Origin of the sequence: Streptomyces sp. NBC_00249, from assembly GCF_026342355.1 — a bacterium.
Taxonomy (GTDB): domain Bacteria; phylum Actinomycetota; class Actinomycetes; order Streptomycetales; family Streptomycetaceae; genus Streptomyces.
Window position 1 is genome coordinate 461,534 of record NZ_JAPEMV010000007.1, and the last position, 17,994, is coordinate 479,527.

The 17,994-nt window shown below is 76.2% G+C and carries 14 protein-coding genes; 7 read left to right on the forward strand and 7 right to left on the reverse strand.

Annotated elements, in window-relative coordinates:
* Nucleotides 1-49 precede the first annotated feature (49 nt).
* Nucleotides 50-820, reverse strand: a complete 771-nt coding sequence (locus OOK31_RS29505) for a glycerophosphodiester phosphodiesterase family protein (protein WP_267090404.1) — start codon at nt 818-820, stop codon at nt 50-52.
* 214 nt (nt 821-1,034) lie between these two features.
* On the opposite strand from OOK31_RS29505, the gene OOK31_RS29510 reads away from it, so the two are divergent.
* Nucleotides 1,035-2,537, forward strand: coding sequence for a PLP-dependent aminotransferase family protein (locus OOK31_RS29510; RefSeq protein WP_267090405.1), 1,503 nt, complete (start codon nt 1,035-1,037; stop codon nt 2,535-2,537).
* A gap of 19 nt (nt 2,538-2,556) precedes the next feature.
* Here OOK31_RS29510 and OOK31_RS29515 read toward each other — a convergent pair whose 3' ends face one another.
* On the reverse strand, nt 2,557-4,188 hold the full coding sequence (locus tag OOK31_RS29515) for an ATP-binding protein (RefSeq protein WP_267090406.1): 1,632 nt from the start codon (nt 4,186-4,188) through the stop codon (nt 2,557-2,559).
* A gap of 39 nt (nt 4,189-4,227) precedes the next feature.
* Nucleotides 4,228-4,422: a hypothetical protein gene (locus OOK31_RS29520; RefSeq protein WP_007262923.1), complete on the reverse strand. Its 195-nt coding sequence runs from the start codon at nt 4,420-4,422 to the stop codon at nt 4,228-4,230.
* Between the two features lie 333 nt (nt 4,423-4,755).
* Between OOK31_RS29520 and OOK31_RS29525 the strand changes: the two genes are divergently transcribed.
* Together OOK31_RS29525 and OOK31_RS29530 are read left to right on the forward strand one after the other, a co-directional pair.
* Entirely contained in the window at nt 4,756-5,175 is a 420-nt protein-coding gene (locus tag OOK31_RS29525) for an ankyrin repeat domain-containing protein (RefSeq protein WP_267090407.1), read from the forward strand.
* Between the two features lie 345 nt (nt 5,176-5,520).
* The gene (locus OOK31_RS29530; RefSeq protein WP_267090408.1) at nt 5,521-6,918 is read left to right on the forward strand and encodes a HEAT repeat domain-containing protein; all 1,398 of its coding nucleotides are present in this window, start codon (nt 5,521-5,523) and stop codon (nt 6,916-6,918) included.
* A gap of 385 nt (nt 6,919-7,303) precedes the next feature.
* Here the strand turns inward: OOK31_RS29530 and OOK31_RS29535 are convergent, their stop codons facing one another.
* The 3 genes from OOK31_RS29535 to OOK31_RS29545 are packed head-to-tail and all read right to left on the reverse strand — an operon-like array spanning nt 7,304 to nt 9,593.
* Nucleotides 7,304-8,173 (reverse strand): biotin-dependent carboxyltransferase family protein, encoded by an 870-nt coding sequence (locus tag OOK31_RS29535; protein ID WP_267090409.1) that lies wholly within the window; start codon nt 8,171-8,173, stop codon nt 7,304-7,306.
* Nucleotides 8,170-8,805 (reverse strand): allophanate hydrolase subunit 1, encoded by a 636-nt coding sequence (locus OOK31_RS29540; protein WP_267090410.1) that lies wholly within the window; start codon nt 8,803-8,805, stop codon nt 8,170-8,172. Before OOK31_RS29540 ends, OOK31_RS29535 begins: the two co-directional genes overlap by 4 nt.
* Nucleotides 8,802-9,593: a LamB/YcsF family protein gene (locus OOK31_RS29545; RefSeq protein WP_267090411.1), complete on the reverse strand. Its 792-nt coding sequence runs from the start codon at nt 9,591-9,593 to the stop codon at nt 8,802-8,804. Before OOK31_RS29545 ends, OOK31_RS29540 begins: the two co-directional genes overlap by 4 nt.
* A 246-nt stretch (nt 9,594-9,839) precedes the next feature.
* Here OOK31_RS29545 and OOK31_RS29550 point away from each other — a divergent pair, with 246 nt between their 5' ends.
* From OOK31_RS29550 to OOK31_RS29565, 4 genes are all read left to right on the forward strand, one after another.
* Nucleotides 9,840-11,390, forward strand: a complete 1,551-nt coding sequence (locus OOK31_RS29550) for a hypothetical protein (protein ID WP_267090412.1) — start codon at nt 9,840-9,842, stop codon at nt 11,388-11,390.
* A complete protein-coding gene (locus tag OOK31_RS29555; protein ID WP_267090413.1) occupies nt 11,387-11,665 on the forward strand; it encodes a hypothetical protein in 279 nt (92 codons plus the stop codon). The genes OOK31_RS29550 and OOK31_RS29555 overlap by 4 nt, the downstream gene beginning before the upstream one ends.
* Nucleotides 11,662-12,585, forward strand: a complete 924-nt coding sequence (locus OOK31_RS29560) for a hypothetical protein (RefSeq protein ID WP_267090414.1) — start codon at nt 11,662-11,664, stop codon at nt 12,583-12,585. The genes OOK31_RS29555 and OOK31_RS29560 overlap by 4 nt, the downstream gene beginning before the upstream one ends.
* A gap of 63 nt (nt 12,586-12,648) precedes the next feature.
* Nucleotides 12,649-17,259 carry a hypothetical protein gene (locus OOK31_RS29565; protein ID WP_267090415.1) on the forward strand — a complete coding sequence of 1,537 codons (4,611 nt, stop codon included), beginning with the start codon at nt 12,649-12,651 and terminating at the stop codon, nt 17,257-17,259.
* A 337-nt stretch (nt 17,260-17,596) separates the two neighbouring features.
* On the opposite strand, the gene OOK31_RS29570 is transcribed toward OOK31_RS29565, so the two are convergent.
* On the reverse strand, nt 17,597-17,956 hold the full coding sequence (locus tag OOK31_RS29570) for a hypothetical protein (protein ID WP_267090416.1): 360 nt from the start codon (nt 17,954-17,956) through the stop codon (nt 17,597-17,599).
* Between the last annotated feature and the right edge of the window lie 38 nt (nt 17,957-17,994).

Here is a 17,994-nt window from a genome sequence, read left to right on the forward strand (position 1 = left end):
CCCCGTACCGCTCCGGCCGCCGGACCGGGCACGGCGGCCCACGGGCTCGTCAGGCCCAGGCCCCGCGCCGGTCCAGCACCGTGCGCAAGATGTCGATCCGGTCGGTCATGATGCCATCGACACCCAGGTCCAGGAGCGATTCCATACGTTCCGGTTCGTTCACGGTCCAGACGTGCACCTGGAGTCCCCGCGCGTGCGCGGTGCGTACGAAGCGCCGGTCGACCACCCGGATGCCCGCCTGGGTCTCGGGCACCTGCGCCGCCACCGCCCCGACCCGCAGCGCCGCCGGGATCGCGAACGAGCGCAGCCGCAGCCCCACCACCCCGCGCACCCCGTACGAGGTCGCCAGCCGCGGCCCGGCCACCTTCTGGGCCCGGGCCACCCGGCTCTCGGAGAAGGAGCCCACGCACACCCGGTCCCAGACCCCGGCCCGCGCGATCAGGTTCACCAGCGGGTGCAGGGCCGACTCGTCCTTGATGTCGATGTTCCAGCGGGCCTCGGGGAACTCCTCCAGCAGCTCCTCGAAGAGCGGCAGCGGCTCGGTCCCCGCCACCTTGGCCTCGCGCACCCGGCTCCAGGGCAGCTCCCGGATCCGCCCCTGGCCGTCCGTCACCCGGTCCAGCGTCGCGTCGTGGAAGGCGACCAGCTTGCCGTCGGCCGTCGCGTGCACATCGGTCTCGAAGTACCGGTAGCCGGCTTCGGCGGCCCGCCGGAAGGCGGCGGCGGTGTTCTCCAGCCCGTCGGCGGCCCCGCCCCGGTGGGCGAAGGGGATCGGAGCCGGGTGGTCCAGATACGGGTGGCGAAGGCGTACATGAGTCACGGCCGCAGTATGCCTCCTGGATCCCGTGGGACGGGAGCGGCCGCGTGGACGAGGAGTGAACGCGTGTCCCGCACGCGGCGGGCGGGGACCACCGGCCGCCACCCCCCTGGTCCGCGGGAGCCGCGGCATGACACTCTGGACCCGCGGAACCAATCCAATACGGGCCCCGGCACCCCAGCTCCGAGGCCAATTCCATGAAGGTGGACCGGACGCCATGGCTCAGTGGACCTCAGCGGTCGGTGCCGCACAGCTCGCCCGCCTCATCACCTCCCAGCAGGAACGCCCCGGCGTCCCCGGCTCCCGCAAGGCACCCGCCTACCGCAGCCTCGCCGACGGCATCCGCCTCCTCGTCCTCGAAGGCCGGGTCCCGGTCGCCGCCCGGCTGCCCGCCGAACGCGAACTGGCCGTCGCCCTCTCCCTCAGCCGCACCACCGTCGCCGCCGCCTACGAGGCCCTGCGCGGCGAAGGCTTCCTGGAGTCCCGCCGGGGCGCGGGCAGCTGGACCTCCGTACCGGCAGGCAACCCGCTCCCCGCCCGGGGCCTGGAGCCGCTGCCGCCCGAGTCCCTCGGCTCCATGATCGACCTCGGCTGCGCGGCGCTGCCGGCCCCCGAGCCCTGGCTCACCAAGGCCGTCCAGGGCGCCCTGGAGGAACTCCCGCCCTACGCGCACACCCACGGCGACTACCCGGCCGGACTGCCCGCCCTGCGCCGGATGCTCGCCGACCGCTACACCGAGCGCGGCATCCCCACCATGCCCGAACAGATCATGGTCACCACCGGGGCCATGGGCGCCATAGACGCCATCTGCAGCCTCTTCGCCGGCCGCGGCGAGCGGATCGCCGTCGAATCCCCCTCCTACGCCAACATCCTCCAGCTCATGCGCGCCGCCGGGGTCCGCCTCGTGCCCGTCGCCATGGGGGCCGGGGTGTCCGGCTGGGACATGGACGTCTGGCGGCAGGTGCTGCGCGACGCGGCCCCGCGCCTGGCCTACGTCGTCGCCGACTTCCACAACCCCACCGGGGCCCTCGCCTCCGAGGAGCAGCGCCGGGCCATGGTCGAGGCCGCGCGCTCCGCGGGCACCGTCCTGATCGCCGACGAGACCATGGCCGAACTCCAGCTGGACCCGGACCTCGCCATGCCCCGCCCGGTCTGCTCCTTCGACCCGGCCGGCTCCACCGTGATCACCGTCGGCTCCGCCAGCAAGGCGTTCTGGGCGGGGATGCGGATCGGCTGGGTCCGCGCCGCCCCCGACGTGATCCGCAGCCTCGTCGCGGCCCGCGCCTACGCCGACCTCGGCACCCCGGTACTGGAACAGCTCGCCGTGAACTGGCTGATGCGCACCGGGGGCTGGGCGGACGCCGTCGAGATCCGCCGCGACCAGGCCCGGGAGAACCGGGACGCGCTCGTCGCGGCGGTGCGCCGGGAACTGCCGGACTGGGAGTTCGCGGTGCCGCTCGGCGGGCTCACCCTGTGGGCCCGCGCGGGCGGGCTGTCCGGGTCGCGGCTCGCGGAGGTGGGGGAGCGGGTCGGCGTCCGCGTCCCCTCGGGGCCCCGCTTCGGGGTGGACGGGGCCTTCGAGGGGTACGTCCGGCTGCCCTTCACCGTGGGCGGGCCGGTGGCCGAGGAGGCCGCCGCCCGGCTGGCGGCGGCGGCCCGGCTGGTCGGCACGGGAGCGGGCGGCAGCGGGGCGGAGCCCCCGCGCACCTTCGTCGCGTAGGAGGGGTCCCGCCGACGGCCTACGGGGCCTCCGCCCGGACCTCCGGGATCTCCGCGGCGTCGATCGCCGGGGCCTGCGCCTGGACCTGGACCTGGAGCGGCTTGGACAGGGTCACGTGGCCCTCGCCGCCGCCCGCCGCGGGGGCCTGCCGCTGCGGCAGCAGCTCCAGCACCGCCTGCCGGTGCGCGGGCGGGGAGGCTTCGTCGTACGGGTCCGGCGTCGCGGGCACCTGGAGCCGGTGCACGGGCCCGGTGCCGAGCCGGGCGTAGCCGCGCCCCGGCGGCAGCTGCGGGGTCGGGGTGGTGTTCGGCGCCGCCCCCAGGACGTCGGTGATCTGCTGCACGGCCGCCGGCCCCAGCACCACCCGGGCGCGGGTGTGCTGCCAGACCGCGTCGTGCAGCAGCTCCAGGTGGTCGAACTGCTCGGCCACCACCACCGTGATGTGCGCGGCGCGGCCGTGCCGCAGCGGCACCTGGAGCTGGGCGAGCGGGTCCGGCCGGCCCTCGGAGGCCGCCAGGTGCGCGAGGACGCCCGCCCGGTCCAGCAGGATCCACAGCGGGCGCCGGGTGTCCTCGGGCGCGGGGCGGCCCGCCTCGCGCGCCCGGTGGGTGGCGATCAGGCGCCGCTCCGTCTCGTGCGCGGCCCACTCCAGGGTGGCCTGCGCCCCGGTGGGCCCGCACTCCACGGCGATCACCCCGGCGCGCCCGGCCAGGCAGGCGTACTCGCCGCTGCCGCCGCCCTCCACGATCAGGACGTCGCCGCCCTGGCGCAGGGCCTGGAGGGCGACCGAGCGCAGCAGGGTGGAGGTGCCGCTGCCGGGCTGGCCGACGGCCAGCAGGTGCGGTTCGGTGGCGCGGGGGCCGGTCCGCCAGATCACGGGCGGCATGTCGCGGGGCTCGTCGCCCTCCACCACGGGCAGGGTGCGCTGCACGCCGCCGGGGTCGGTGAAGCCGAGGACGGTCTCGCCGGGCGAGGTCACGAAGGGCTGGGCGGCGATCCCGGTGGGCAGCGCCGCCAGTACGCGCAGGTCGAGCTGGTTGCCCTCCTCGTCCCAGTCGAAGCGGTACTCCCGCCCGCGCCCGGACTTGGCGTGCAGCAGGGCCTCGATCCGGGCCCGTGAGGCGGCCTCGCCGTCGGTGAAGTAGGCGGGGTAGCGGATCCGGAGCCGGGTGACGCGGCCCGCCCCGTCGAACTCGTAGCCGCTGAAGGCCTCGTCCCAGGCCCCGCCGTGGGCGAAGAGCGGGCTGGGGTCCTCGGGGATGGAGAAGTACGGCACCAGGGCCTCGTAGAGGGCCCCGAGCCGTTCGGTCTCGGCGTCCCCGGGGCCGGTCTTCACCGGGGTGCGGTCGCGCCCGTGCCAGGCCGCCGCCGCCATGAGGGTGATCAGGGCGAGGAGGGGGCCGTAGGGGACGAGCGCGACGACGAGGACGCAGGCGGCCGCCAGGAAGAAGGCGGGGCCGCGCTTGTCCTTGGGGGTCGCGGACCACTTGCGCCGCCCGGCCGCGGCCAGGACGCGCAGGCCGCGTCCGATGACGATGAGCGGATGGAGGACGTCCGTGGCGCTGTCGGCGGCCGTGCGAGCGAGGTCGCGGCCCCGGGTGAGCGAGGCGGAGCCGCGCGTGAGGATTCGGGGGAGTGGGCGCCGGGCCACGGTCGTCTCCTGGAGTTGTGGTGGTCGGTGCGGTCGGGGCTAGAGCTTGATCCCGCCGAGGAGGCTCGCGAGGCTCGCCGTACTCGCCGTGATGCTCGGGGCGATGGCGGAACCGGCGAGGAAGAAGCCGAAGAGCGCGCAGACGAACGCGTGCGTCAGCTTCATCCCGTCCTTCTTGAAGAAGAGGAAGCAGATGATGCCGAGCAGGACGACACCTGAGATGGACAGGACCATGGACGTTCTCCTGGTGAGTCGGGACTCCTGGTGGGTGGGGACGGTCACCATCAGTTCTTCCAGGCTCACAGCAAGTATCAATGCGACAAAAGGTGCGTACGGGTGAATCTTCGGGATTTTCACTTGACCGGCCCCGCTCGGCTGGCGCGCCCGCCGCCCAGGGTGTGGAGGCGGCGCCGCAAGGCATCCTTGCCTCGGACCGGCCCCGCCATGTCCCGGACCGGGCGCTACCCTGGCGATTCACCCGTACGGACGCAGCGCCGTACGCTCCCCTGCCCTCCCGGCCTGGGGAAACTCTTGCCGAGACGCTGTGAGTGAAAGGCGGTACGAACGATGAGCGAGCACCAGGACGCATCCGGGGCTCCCGACGCTCCCGACGAGGACGTCGTCGAACTGGCCACCAAGATCTTCGACCTCGCCCGTCAGGGTGAGACCGCGACCCTGAGCGCCTACCTCGACGCCGGGGTCCCCCCGAACCTCACCAACGACCGCGGCGACACCCTCGTCATGCTCGCCGCCTACCACGGCCACGCCGACACCGTCACGGCCCTGCTGACCCGCGGCGCCGAGGCCGACCGCGCCAACGACCGCGGCCAGACCCCGCTCGCCGGCGCCGTCTTCAAGGGCGAGGAGGGCGTCATCCGCGCCCTGCTCGCCGGCGGGGCCGACCCGAAGGCCGGAACCCCCTCCGCCGTGGACACGGCGCGCATGTTCGCCAAGGCCGACCTGCTGGAACTCTTCGGAGCCGAGTAATCCGCTTTTGACCCGGGCTCCGCCGGGCCAGGACCGGCCCGGGAGCTCACGGCTTGGTCACGGCGGCCTTAAATGTGGTCGCGGTGCACAAACCGCCTGGGTCATCATGGCGTCGGATTCGATTCGCGGACATGACGGACGGGCAGGAGCGGGCTGGACACAACGGGTGTCCACCCACCCCCACCTGCCACACACGGCCGCCGTGGTCGCGAAGCACCGACGAGAGTGAGAAGGCAATGGTCTACATCGAGCGGAACATGACGGCGGACGTCCTCACATGCTGTTACGCGGCCCTGTGAATCCCGATTCCCGGTTGCGTCCCCAGCTTGATTTGAGGCCATTCCCATGTTCGAACCAGTCATAGCGCCGAGCGGCACCCTGCTCGGGCTCCTCCAGCGCGGCCGCGGCGACGGCACGCTGCACGCCCTCGCGGCGCCCCGGCCCGAGGCCCTCGCGGCCCTCGACCTGTGCGTGCTCCGCGATCCGCGCCAGGACTGGCAGGTCGAGAACCGCTCCTTGTACTACGCACGCCTGTACCTGGACCTCGACGGCCCCCTCGGCGCGATCGAGGCCCACCTCTTCAGCGCCGACGACCTCGTCGACGAGGAGGACCACCGCACGGGCCTCGCCCTGTCCGTCCTCGGCCACCTGGCCTCCTACGGCCGCGACGACGCGCTCATGCTGCTGCGCCGCTACGCCGCCTCCGGAGCCAACTGGGCCTGGGCCCTCGACGAGCTCGCCCTGCGCGACGACGACGAGGGACTGCGCTCCCTCGCCGACCCCGTCCTGGCCCGCTTCCCCGCGACCGCCGAGGGCGAGGCACGCCTCGCCGCCGCCGTCCGCGACGCCTACGAGCCCCGGCCCTGGTGCCTGTGGGAGGAGACCCCGCGCTACGGGGAGCGGCTGCGCGCCGCCCGCCAGCAGGGCTCCTTCGACCGCTGGCAACGCCAGATGACCCCCAGCGGCCCCCGGCCCGGCTGGGGCGTCCAGGCCGTCTTCGACTGGGCCGAGGACGGACTGCGCGGCGGCACCCCGCTGCACGTGCCCGCCGCGCGCTGCCTCGCCGCCGTCGCCGCCCCCGAGGACCGCTCCGCCATCCTCGCGGCCGCCGCCGGCGCCTCCGGCGAAGCCGCCCGGGCCACCGCCCTGCACCACCTGGTCCTCGCCGAACCGGAGAACCCGGCCGTCCTGGACCTCGTCGAAGCCGCCGGCGACGAACCCGCCGTGGCCGCCTACGAGCGCATGTGCGGCCCCGCCGCCCTCGACCGGGCCCGGGCCTGGGTCCACCGCCCCGACGCCCTCGGAGCGGCCGCCGCGGCCCTCCTGGCGGCCCGTGGCGGCCCCGACGACGCCGGACTCGTCCTCGGAGCCCTCCGATCCACCGTCCGCGGCGCCGGCCCCGACAGCGTGCGACTGTTCGCCCTCGTCGACGGAGCGGGCCGGCTCTCGATCAGCTGCGCCGCCCCCGTGCTGCGCCACGTCTACCGCGAGACCGCCTCCTCGCACCTGCGCGGCCGCGCCGCCCGCGCCCTGGCCAGCACGGACCCCACCTTCGCGGCCGGCTTCGCCGTCGAATGCCTCTGGGACTGCGAGGAGACCACCCGCGAGGTGGCCGCCCGCAACGCCGAGACGGCCGACGCCCGCGTGGCCCCCCGCCTGCGCCGCCTGGCGGCGGACCCGGCGGAGGAGGAGGACGTCCAGTCGGCCGTCCGCAGCCGCATCACACCGGAGTCGGCGGTGTAACAGCCGAAGCCGCGCCCGGCACCCGCGCCCCGCGCCCGCACGGTGCACGGCTGGTCCGGGGCCGTCGTCCCCGGGGCCCGGCCCCCGGGGCCCGGCCCCCGGGCCCGCGCCCGCACGGCGCACGCCCGGCCCTCGCCGCCGTCGCCGGAACCCGGCCGCCGAGCCGGTGCCCGCACGGGGCACGCCCGGTCCGGGGCCGTCGTCGGTCACGGTTCCCGCCCCGCCAGGGGCACCTGTCGGCGGTAGCCGGGGGAGTGCGGGGCGAGGGGTCTGGGGCGGAGCCCCAGGGAACGGTGGAAGGGCGGGGCGGGGAGCAGCTCCGCGCAGCGGCCCGCGCGGGCCTACGGTTCCGCCCCCGGAGCCCCGCCCGGCCCGGCGGGAGCCGTCAGCGGCCCGCCGGCACGAAGCGGACGGCCAGGCCCGGGCGGGACTGGGCCGCCGCGTCGAGGGCGGGCCCCTGCGGGACGACCCCGACCACCGGGTAGCCGCCCGTCACGGGATGGTCGGCCAGGAACACCACCGGGTACCCGTCCGGCGGCACCTGCACCGCGCCCAGCACCATGCCCTCGCTCGGCAGCTCCCCGGCCCGCGCCCGGACGAGCGGCGGCCCCGCCTCCGTACGCAGGCCGATGCGGTTGGACGCCGCCGCCACCCGGTACCGCGAGGACAGCAGCCGGGCCACCGAAGCCGCCGTGAACCAGTCGGCCCGCGGCCCCGGCCGCAGCGGCAGCACCAGCTCGGCCGGGGGCCCCGGCACCCGCAGCGCGTCCGCCCCGCGGACCGGGTCCGGCCCCGGGGGGCCCACCGGCAGCACCGTGCCCGTCTCCAGCGGAGGCGGCCCCAGCCCCGAGAGCAGGTCCGTCGCACGGCTGCCCAGCACCGCCGGGACGGCGAACCCGCCCCGCACCGCGAGGTAGCCGCGCAGCCCGGACTCCGCCCGGCCCACGTCCAGCTCCGCCCCCGCCCGCAGCCGCACCGGCGCACCCCAGGCCGCCGGGCGCCCGTCGACCCGTACCGCGCACGGGGCGCCCGTCACGGCGACGGTGACCGGGGACAGGGCGCGCAGCCGTACCCCGTCGAAGGTGGTCTCCAGGGTGGCGGCGCCGGCCGGGTTGCCCAGCAGCCGGTTGGCCAGCGCGTGCGCGGCCGAGTCCAGCGCGCCCGAGCGGGGTACGCCCAGGTGGGCGTGGCCGGGGCGGCCCAGGTCCTGCACGGTGGTCAGCGCCCCCGGGCGCAGCACCTCCAGCGCGCTCACGCCCCGGCCTCCGTGAACCGCACCCGCACCCCGGGCGCGAACAGCGCCGCCGGCTCCCGCCCCGGGTCCCACAGCACGGCGTCGGTGGAGCCGATCAGCTGCCAGCCGCCGGGGGAGGAGCGCGGGTAGACTCCCGCGTACTCCCCGGCCAGCGCCAGCGAGCCCGCCGGGACGGCCGTACGGGGCGTGGCGCGGCGCGGCAGGTGCAGCCGCTCCGGGAGCCCGGTCAGGTAGCCGAAGCCGGGCGCGAACCCGCAGAAGGCCACCCGGAAGACGATGCCCCCGACCAGCCCCGGAACCGCCCGTACGGACACCCCCCAGGCCCCGGCCACCTCCGCCAGGTCCGGGCCGTCGTACCGCACGGCGACGGTGACCAGCGGCCCGTCGCCCTCCGCGAGCGGCGGCACCTCCCAGCGCGGGATCCGCGCCGCCAGCGCGGCCGGCTCCCGTACCCCGTCCAGCAGCACCGTCCGCGCCGCCGGCACCACCTCCCGTACGCCCTCCAGCTCGCCCGCGTCCCGGCGGCGCAGCAGCTCGGCGTGGAGCGCGGCCACCTCGCCCGCCGAGCCGACCTCGATCAGCAGCCCCCGCACCCCGACGGGCAGCACCCGCATCGGCATCGCCCCGCTCATGACGCGAAGGCCTCCACCCGCACCCCGGCCGCGCCGAGCGCCGCCCGCACCCGCCGCGCCAGCTCCGCCGCCCCCGGGGTGTCCCCGTGCAGGCACAGCGAACGCGCCGCGACCGGGATCCGCTCCCCGCCGGCGGCCGTCACGGCCCCCTCGGCGGCCATCGCGACGGCCCGCGCCACCACCGCGTCCGGGTCGTGGACCACCGCCCCCGGCTCGCCGCGCGGCACGAGCGTGCCCAGCGGGGTGTACGCCCGGTCGGCGAAGGCCTCCGGTACGGGCTCCAGCCCCGCCTCCCCGGCGGCGGCCAGCAGCAGCGAACCGGGCAGGCCCAGCACCGGCAGCCCGGCCTCCCCGGCGGCGAGCCGGACCCCGGCCACGACCGCGCCCGCCTGGCCCGCGTCGTGCACGGTGCGGTTGTACAGCGCGCCGTGCGGTTTCACGTACGACACCCGGGACCCGGCCGCCCGCGCGAACACCTCCAGCGCCCCGATCTGGTAGGCCACCTCGTCGGCCAGCTCGCGCGGCGGCACGTCCATCGACCGCCGCCCGAAGCCCGCCAGATCGCGGTAGGAGACCTGCGCGCCGATCCGTACGCCCCGCTCGGCGGCCAGCTCGCACACCCGGCGCATGATCGACGGGTCGCCCGCGTGGAAACCGCAGGCCACGTTGGCGCTCGTGACGACCGACAGCAGGGCCTCGTCGTCGGTCAGCGTCCACCTGCCGAAGCCCTCGCCCAGGTCGGCGTTGAGGTCGATCGCGGCCGCTGCGGGTGTGATCATGGAAGCCATGCGGCGAGCGTAGAACAGCGCGGGCACCGGCCACCACGGCCCTAGGGCCTGTCGTCGAACTCCCGTCTGCCCCGCGACGCCTGGCACGTGCTCTCGCCGCACCGGGCGAAAGCCCGAGTACGTCCAGTACGCGGGCTTCCGCCCGGCACGCCGAGAGCACGCACCAGACGCCGCGGGGCCGCCCTCCGGGCGACGACGGGAGTTTGACGACAGGCCCTAGGGCCTGTCGGACGATCCGGCCGAACCATGCCGTTTGGGATGTTGTCCGTGACACCGCCTAGTCTTTCCGTCGTGACTCTCCCTGCCCCGGCGAAGACCCTCCCGTCCCCGGCGCCGGGCCCGGCCGCCGACGAGGGCCTGGCCCGGCGGCTGCGCGCCCTCGCCTGCACCGCCCCGCTGCACGACCTCGACGTACGCAAGGCCAACCTGGCCGGCGAGTACGGCGTCTACGCGATGGCGGAGGTCGCGCTGTCCGCGATCGACCTGGTCACGCTCAACATGGACTTCGACACGGGCGCCGACCACGAGCAGATAGTCACCAGGCTCCTGCCGCGCGTCGCCGCGCAGGCACCCCCGCGGCCCGCCGCCGAGCACGAGCGGGTGGCCCGCTGGGTCCTGGAGAACCTGATCAACGTCGGCAGCGTCGACCGCGGCTTCCGCGCGATCTACGGCACCTTCGGCCCCGACGGCGTCTACGTGCGCCGCGACTACGACTTCAAGCTGATCGAGGAGGTCCCCGGCCCCGGCGGCGCGGTCTACCTCCGCACCACCGACGAAGCCGTCAACGTCCTCGTCGGCGCCCTCGACACCGACGTCACCAGCGCCCAGATCGCCGCCGAGGTCAAGCTCGAGGTCCTCATCAGCCGGGGCCGGCTGGCCGACGCGCAGCTCGCCGCCGAACAGGCCCGCTACCGCACCGTCCAGTACGCCGAGACCCTGCGCCGCACCCTCGACGCCACCCGGCGCAACGTCCGCGCGGTGGACTGGCTCCAGGCCGTCCCCGACATGATCGCCGAGGCCCTCGACCACGTCGCCGACCGCTACCGGCACGAGAACGCGATCCTCACCAACATCCGCAAGGCCCGCGACGAGGCCGAGGACCCCGACAACAAGCGGCGCGCCGCCGAGCTCGTCGACATCGTCAAGGACTGCATCCGTCGGCACACCCAGCTCCAGTCCCGGCTGCTCGACGCCGGCCCGCTCTTCCGCGCCGAACAGGACCGCCAGGCCTTCGCCGCGCCGGCCCCGCGCACCGGCATCGACCTGTACGGCCAGCTCGTCGCACCCCTGCTGCCGCTGCCGCTGGAGGGGGCCACCCGGGTCACCGACGCCTTCTTCGCCGCCGGCGCCGGTCTGCGCACCCCCGTCTCGGTGCGGGTCGCGGACCTCGTGGAGATCCTGCTGACCCCGCCGCTGGAGCGCGAGCACCTCGGCGTGGAGATGCCCGAACCGGACCTGATCGCCACCCCGGACGACAGCCGCTTCAGCGAGGAACAGCTCGCGGCGGCGCAGCAGCTCCTGGACCTGCCGCACGACGCCCCGCGCCGGCTGTCCGGACTCCTCGCCGAGGCCCGGCGCGGGGATCCGGACCTGCCGTACCTGGTGGCCCTGCTCGCCGTCCACGCGGCGAGCCCGGCCGTGGGCACCGCGTACCGCCAGGGCGAGGAGCGGCTCCTGTTCGCCGTCGACGACGGCACCACGCTGGAGGACCCGGAGTTCGGCGGCGCCGACCTCATCGTCGGCACCGCCCTGCTGGACGCGGCCGGCATGGCGGCCGACCGCGCGGAAGCCTCATGAGCGGGCAGCCGGCCACCGCGCAGCCGACCGCCGGGTCCTCGCGCCACCGCGAACCGGCGCCTGCCCGCCCGCGGGGCTCCGCTCCGACGCGGGCCCTCGGGCCCGGGGCTCTGGCGCCCGACCGGCCCGGGGCTCTCGCGCCCGCGCCGCCCCGCGCCCGGGCCGCCGCACCGCGCCGTGACCACGCTGGGGCGTCGCCCGGCAGCCGCCCGGCCCCGGCCGGCACACCCACCGCACAGACCCCGCACCGCACCGCCGAGGAGACGTACCAGTGAGCGACCACCACGCCGAGCGCCCCGCGTGGAGCGAGCCGCACCCCGCGTGGAGCGAGCCCGACGCGCCGTCGGCTCCCGTCGCGCCCGCGCCCGCAGGGGCGATCACCCCGGCCGACGCCGCCGACGCGGCCCGCCTCGTCTCCTTCGGCCTCCAGCCCAAGCTGCTGCCCGCCCGCGACGCCGAGTACGCCGAACTGCTGCGCCGCTACCGCGAGGACCCCGCCTTCGCCCGCCTCGCCGACGCCGTCGCCACCGGCCTCGGCCTCGTCGTGCTGGAGGTCTCCCCGCGCGCGGGCATGGCCGTCGCCGCCGGCGAGGACTCCGTCTTCGCCGTCCGCATGGGCGACTACGCCCGCCGCACCGCCGCCGACGGCGGCGACCGGTTCCTGCACGGCCTCGCCCACCTCGCCGTCGCCGCCCTCGCCTTCCCCCGCCCCGAGGACCTCGCCGACGACGGCTACATCGGCCGCGTCACCGTCAACGGCGTCGACGCCTTCGTCCGGCAGACCTGCCGCCGCCTCGAGGAGCGCGCCGGGGAACTCGGCGAGAACACCGACCCGGCCTCCGACGCCCCCGGCCTCGAGGCCGCCTGGCGGGTCTACGCCCGCCGCAGTGCGACCGGCGCCACCAAGGACGCCCGCCGCCTCGCCGGCTCCACCACCGGCATCGTCGGCAAGGCCGCGGCCTTCCTCACCGAGTCCGGCTTCCTCCAGCGCACCGGCGACGAGGCCGGCGGCACCTACCGCACCACACCCCGCTACCAGCTCCAGGTCCGCGACATGGCGGGCAGCGCGGCCATGGCCGAACTCCTGGAACTCGGCGTGGTCCCCGTCAGCGACGGCTCCGCGACCCTCCTGCCGCCGCCCGAGGGCGACGACCTGGAGCTCGCAGCCGACGCCGGCCTGCCCTTCCACGCCTGAGCCACCCGCCTCCGCACCTCCGTACGTACCTCCGTACACAAGCCACCACGAGAGTCCGCCGCCATGTACGAGCTGTCCCGGATCCGCCTCTACTCCATCGGGCCCGCCGGCGCACGCTACGCCGACACCGTGCTCGACCTGCGCGGAGTCGGCGAGCCGGTGCCCCACCCGGCGCCCGCCCAGGCGGAGTTCTTCGAGGACGAGCCCACCGGCCCGCCCCGGCGCCCCGCCCCCGCCGGCGTGCTCTTCCTGGAGAACGGCGGCGGCAAGTCCGTCCTGCTCAAGCTGATCTTCTCGGTGATGCTCCCCGGCCACCGCAACACCCTCGGCGGCGCCAGCTCCGGCGTCCTGCGCAAGTTCCTGCTCGCCGACGACTGCGGCCACGTCGCCCTGGAGTGGCAGCACACCCAGACCGGCGAGTGCGTGGTCGTCGGCAAGGTCAGCGAATGGCGCGGCCGCCAGGTCTCCAACGACCCCCGCAAGTTCGCCGAGGCCTGGTACTCCTTCCGCCCCGGACCCGGCCTCAGCCTCGACAGCCTCCCCGTCGCCGAGGCCACCTCCGTCCGCCCGCCCGTCGAAGGCGTCTCCGGCGCCCAGGGCCGCCGCCGCACCATGAAGGGCTTCCGCGACGCCCTCACCGAGGCCGGCAAGGCGTACCCGCACCTCGAGGTGTACTTCGAGGAGATCCACGACCGCTGGAACGAACACCTCACCGAACTCGGCCTCGACCCCGAACTCTTCCGCTACCAGCGCGAGATGAATGCCGACGAGGGCGAGGCCGCAGGCCTCTTCGCGGTCAAGAAGGACTCCGACTTCACCGACCTCCTGCTGCGCGCCGTCACCGACACCCGCGACACCGACGGCCTCGCCGACCTCGTCCACGGCTTCGGCAACAAGCTCGGCCGCCGCGCCGAACTGATGGCGGAACGCGAGTTCACCGCCGGGTCGGTGGACCTCCTCACCCGCATCGTCGAAGCCGCCGCCACCCGCTCCCGGCTCCGCGACGTCCACGCCGGCGCCGAACGCCGTACGCGCAGCCTCGCCCGGCGGCTGTCCGCCCGGGCCACCGCGGAACGCGGCCGCGCCGCCGACCTCGCCCAGCGCGTCACCGGCGCCGCCCACGAGGTCACCGCCGCCGAGACCCAGCGCACCCGCAGCGCCGCCGTCTCCGCCGAACTGGCCTACCGGCACGCCTCGCTGGCCCTGACCGTCGCCGACAAGGCCGCCGCCGCCCAGCGCCGCGAACTCCTCGAAGCACGCACCCTGCACGCCGCCTGGCAGGCCGCCGAGACCGTCCTGCGCCACCGCGCCGCCGCCGACCGCTCCGCGCGCGTCGCCGCCGCCATCCTGGAGGCCGAACGGGACGCCGCCCCGGCGCTCGCCGCCCGCGCCACCGCCGCCGCCGCACTCGTACGGGCCCTGCACACCGCCGCCGAGCACGGCGAGGACGCCGCCAACGAGGAGGAGGAGCGTTCCGCCGAGCTCCAGGCCGTCGGCGAGACCGCCCACCGCGACGCCACCTCCGCCGCCACGGCGGCCCAGCGCGCCCGCAGCGAGGCCGAGCACCTGCGCGGCCGCCTCGCCGAGGTCGAACAGGAGACCGCCGACGCCGTCCGGGCCGGCTGGCTCGACGACACCGCACCCGACGCCGACCCGGCCCGCGCCGCACTCGCCGCCAGCGACGCCGAGAAGAGCGCCGTGGCCGCCTGGGACGCCGCCCGCGACGCCGCGCGGGGGGCCTCCGACGCCGCCCGTGAGGCCGCCGCCGCCGAGTCCCGCGCCGAGCTCACCGCCGCCCGTGCCGCGGACGCCGCCGACGCGGCCGAAGCCGCCCACGAGGCCGAGTCCCGGGCCGCAGCCTCCCTCGCCGCCTCACCGCGCCTGGCGGCCCTCCTCGGCCTCCCGCAGGCCCCGGACAGCCCCGTCCCGGGCCCGCGCACCGACGCGGCGGCTTCCGGCGGGCTCACCGTCGAAGACCTCGACCGGGGTGCCGAAGAGCTGCTGCGGCTGCTGACCGACACCGTCGGCTCGGCCGAACGCCAGCTGTTCGAGCTGCGCACCGCCGCCGCCGACGACGCCCGCATCCTCGGCGCCCTCGGCGACGGCGGCCTGCTGCCGCCCGGCCCCGACGTCCTCGCCACCGTCGAGTACCTCGGCGAACACGGCATCCCGGCCCTCCCCGGCTGGCGCTACCTCGCCCAGTCCGTGGACCCCGCCGACCACGCCGCCGTCCTCGCCGCCCGCCCCGAACTCGTCGACGGCGTCGTCATCACCGACCCCGACACCCACTCCCGGGCCCGCGAGGTGCTCTCCGGCGCCGCCCTGCTGCCCCGCTCCACCGTCGCCGTCGGCACGGCCGCGGCCCTGCTGGCGCCCGTACCGCCCGCCGGTGACACGGCCGACACCGTGTTCCTCGTACCGCCGAACCCGGCCATGCACGACGAGGGCGCCGCAGACGAGGAACGCCAGGCCCTGCGTGCCCGCGCCACCGACCGCGACACCGAGATCCGCGACCTCGCCGCCCGCCTCTCCGGCGACCGCCAGCTCGCCGCCCGCCTGGCCTCCTGGCGCGACGGCTGCCCGCCCGGCCGCCTCGCCGAGCTGACCCGCCACGCCGAGGCCGCCCGCGCCTTCGCCGTCGAGGCCGACGCCGAGCTGGCGGAGGCCCGTACCGTACGCGCCGAGGCGGACGAGGCCGCCGCCGACGCGGCCCGCGTCCGCGACGAGCGCCAGGACACCGCCCAGCGCGCCCGCCGCGTCGCCGACGCCCTCGCCGGCCTCGCCCACCGCCTGCGCGAGCGCGCCGGCTGGCAGACGAAGGTACGCGAACTCGCCGAGGAGGCCGCCGAGTCCGAGGCCCGCGCCGAAGCCTGCCTCGACCGCGCCCGCGCCGCCGACGAGGACCGCCGCGCCGCCCAGCGCGCCGCCGACGACGCCCGCCGCACCGCCCGCGCCCTGCGCGCCGAACGCGCCGAGATCGCCGGAGCCCCCGAGGCCCTCCCCGAGGACGACACGGCGCCCAGGGCCCCGCTGCCCGACCTCCGCGAGGCCTACCGCGCCGCGTCCCAGCTGTACGAGAAGGTCGGCGTCGGCGCGGACCTCCGCGCCGAACAGGCCCGCGCCGAGAGCGACGAGAGCGCCGCCCTCGCCGAACTCGACCGCCTCACCAACAAGGTCCGCACCCGCGCCGCCCAGCTCCTCGAAGGCACCGACGGCGCCGACGGCCCCTCCCGGCAGGCCGCCGCCGCCCGCGCCGAGGCCCTCGTACAGATGCTGGAGACCCGGGCCTCCACCGCGAGCGAGCAGCTCGGCCGACTGCGCGGCGAGGCCGAACGGCACGCCCCCGCCGAGGGCGAGGCCCACACCGAGCTGCCCGAGGAACTGGTCCCGGCCGACGTGGAACAGGCCCAGGGCCTGCTGCGCACCGCCACCGCCCAGCTCGCCGCGCACTCCGCCGCCGTGGAGGCCGCCCGCGCCGCCCACGCCGACCTGCTGCGCGCCCACCGCACCGCCGAGGACGGCGCCGGCGGCTTCGACGAGACCGCGGCCCTCCTGCGGGACCTGCTGCGCGACCACAGCCACCCGGAGGACGAGCAGGAACCCGTCGCCCACCCGGGCAGCCTGGAGGAGGCCCGGCAGTCCGCGACCGAGGCCCGGCGCTCCCTGCGCGCCTGCGCCGCCGACCTCTCGGCCGCCGAGGCCGCGGTGCGCGAGGCGAGCGACATCCTGGTCCGCCACGCCAACGCCAACCGCTACGAGCAGGTACGCACCCCCGCGCGCCAGCAGATCCGCGAACTGCCCGCCTCCGCCCTGCCCGAGCACGCCGCGGCCTGGGCCACCGCCTTCGCCCCCCGGCTGCGCGTCCTCACCGACGAGCTGGCCCAGCTGGAACGCAACCGCGACAGCATCGTCGACCGCCTGCGCGGCCTCGTCGAATCGGCCCTGGCCACGCTCCGTTCGGCGCAGCGCCTGTCCCAGCTCCCCGAGGGCCTCGGCGAATGGTCGGGCCAGGAGTTCCTGCGGATCCGCTTCGAGGAACCCGACCAGGCCACCCTCACCGACCGCCTGGGCGAGGTCATCGACGAGGCCACGCGGGCCGCCGTCAAGAAGAACAGCACCGCCTCCTTCGGCGAGGGCGGCCGCCGCGACGGCATGTCCCTCCTGCTGCGCGGAGTCCAGGCGGCGCTGGAGCCCAAGGGCATCTCCGTGGAGATCCTCAAGCCGGACGCCGTACTGCGCGCCGAGCGGGTGCCGGTCGGGCAGATGGGCGACGTGTTCTCCGGCGGCCAGCTGCTCACCGCCGCCATCGCCCTCTACTGCACGATGGCGGCCCTGCGCAGCAACGACCGGGGCCGCGACAAGCACCGGCACGCGGGCACGCTCTTCCTCGACAACCCCATCGGCCGCGCCAACGCCACCTACCTGCTGGAGCTCCAGCGGGCGGTGTCCGACGCCCTCGGCGTCCAGCTCCTGTACACCACGGGCCTCTTCGACACCACGGCCCTGGCGGAGTTCCCGCTGGTCATCCGCCTGCGCAACGACGCCGACCTGCGGGCGGGCCTGAAGTACATCAGCGTGGAGGAACACCTCCGCCCGGGTCTGCCCCACCAGGCCCCGGACGAGGAAACCATCCACGGCGAAATCACCGCGACCCGTATGTTCCGCCGCTCCTGAGGTCGGGGGTGGGGGCGGGGGGGGGGACGGGGTGGGGTGCCGTCCGGGATAGGCATGATTTATGGCGCCCGATCCGAAGCTGCGTTGGTGGGGCGGTACCGCGCGCCAACAAATCACGTTTTACATCCCGGACGACACCCCACCCCGTCCCCGCCCCCTCACGTCTCTGATCCGGTCCCGCCACATTCAGCCCCTCCGGCGTTTGAGGAGCGGGGGTCCGGGGGCTGGCCCCCGGCAACGAACCCGCGGACGAACGGCTACGCCACATCCAGCCCCGCCGGCGTTTGAGGCGCGGGGTCTGGGGCGGAGCCCCAGGAGCCCCGCGGGGCCGGACCCCTCAGCGGGGCCGGGCCACGGCCCGGGCCCGTTCCGGCCCGGCGACGCTGCTCGGCTCCGACAGCACCCCGTACCGCTGGTTCCACATCTGCCGGGTGATCAGCACGTCCAGTACCGCCCACGTCGCCAGCACCGTCCCCGCTATCCCCCCGAGCGTCATCGGGAACGCCAGCCACGACCCGGTCACCGCGAGGAAGAAGGTGATCGTGGCCTCGGTCAGCGTCACCGCGACGACCAGCACCGCCCGCACCGCTGAGGCCCGTACCGGATCCGGCATCCGGTACCTCCGCGCCGGTTCCTCCACCCACAGGCCCCGCCCCGCCGCCTCGCTCGGGGAGCCGTCCTCTTCGTACATCCTCATGGTCCGCTCACTTCCCGCCCCGCGGTCCGCCATGCCCG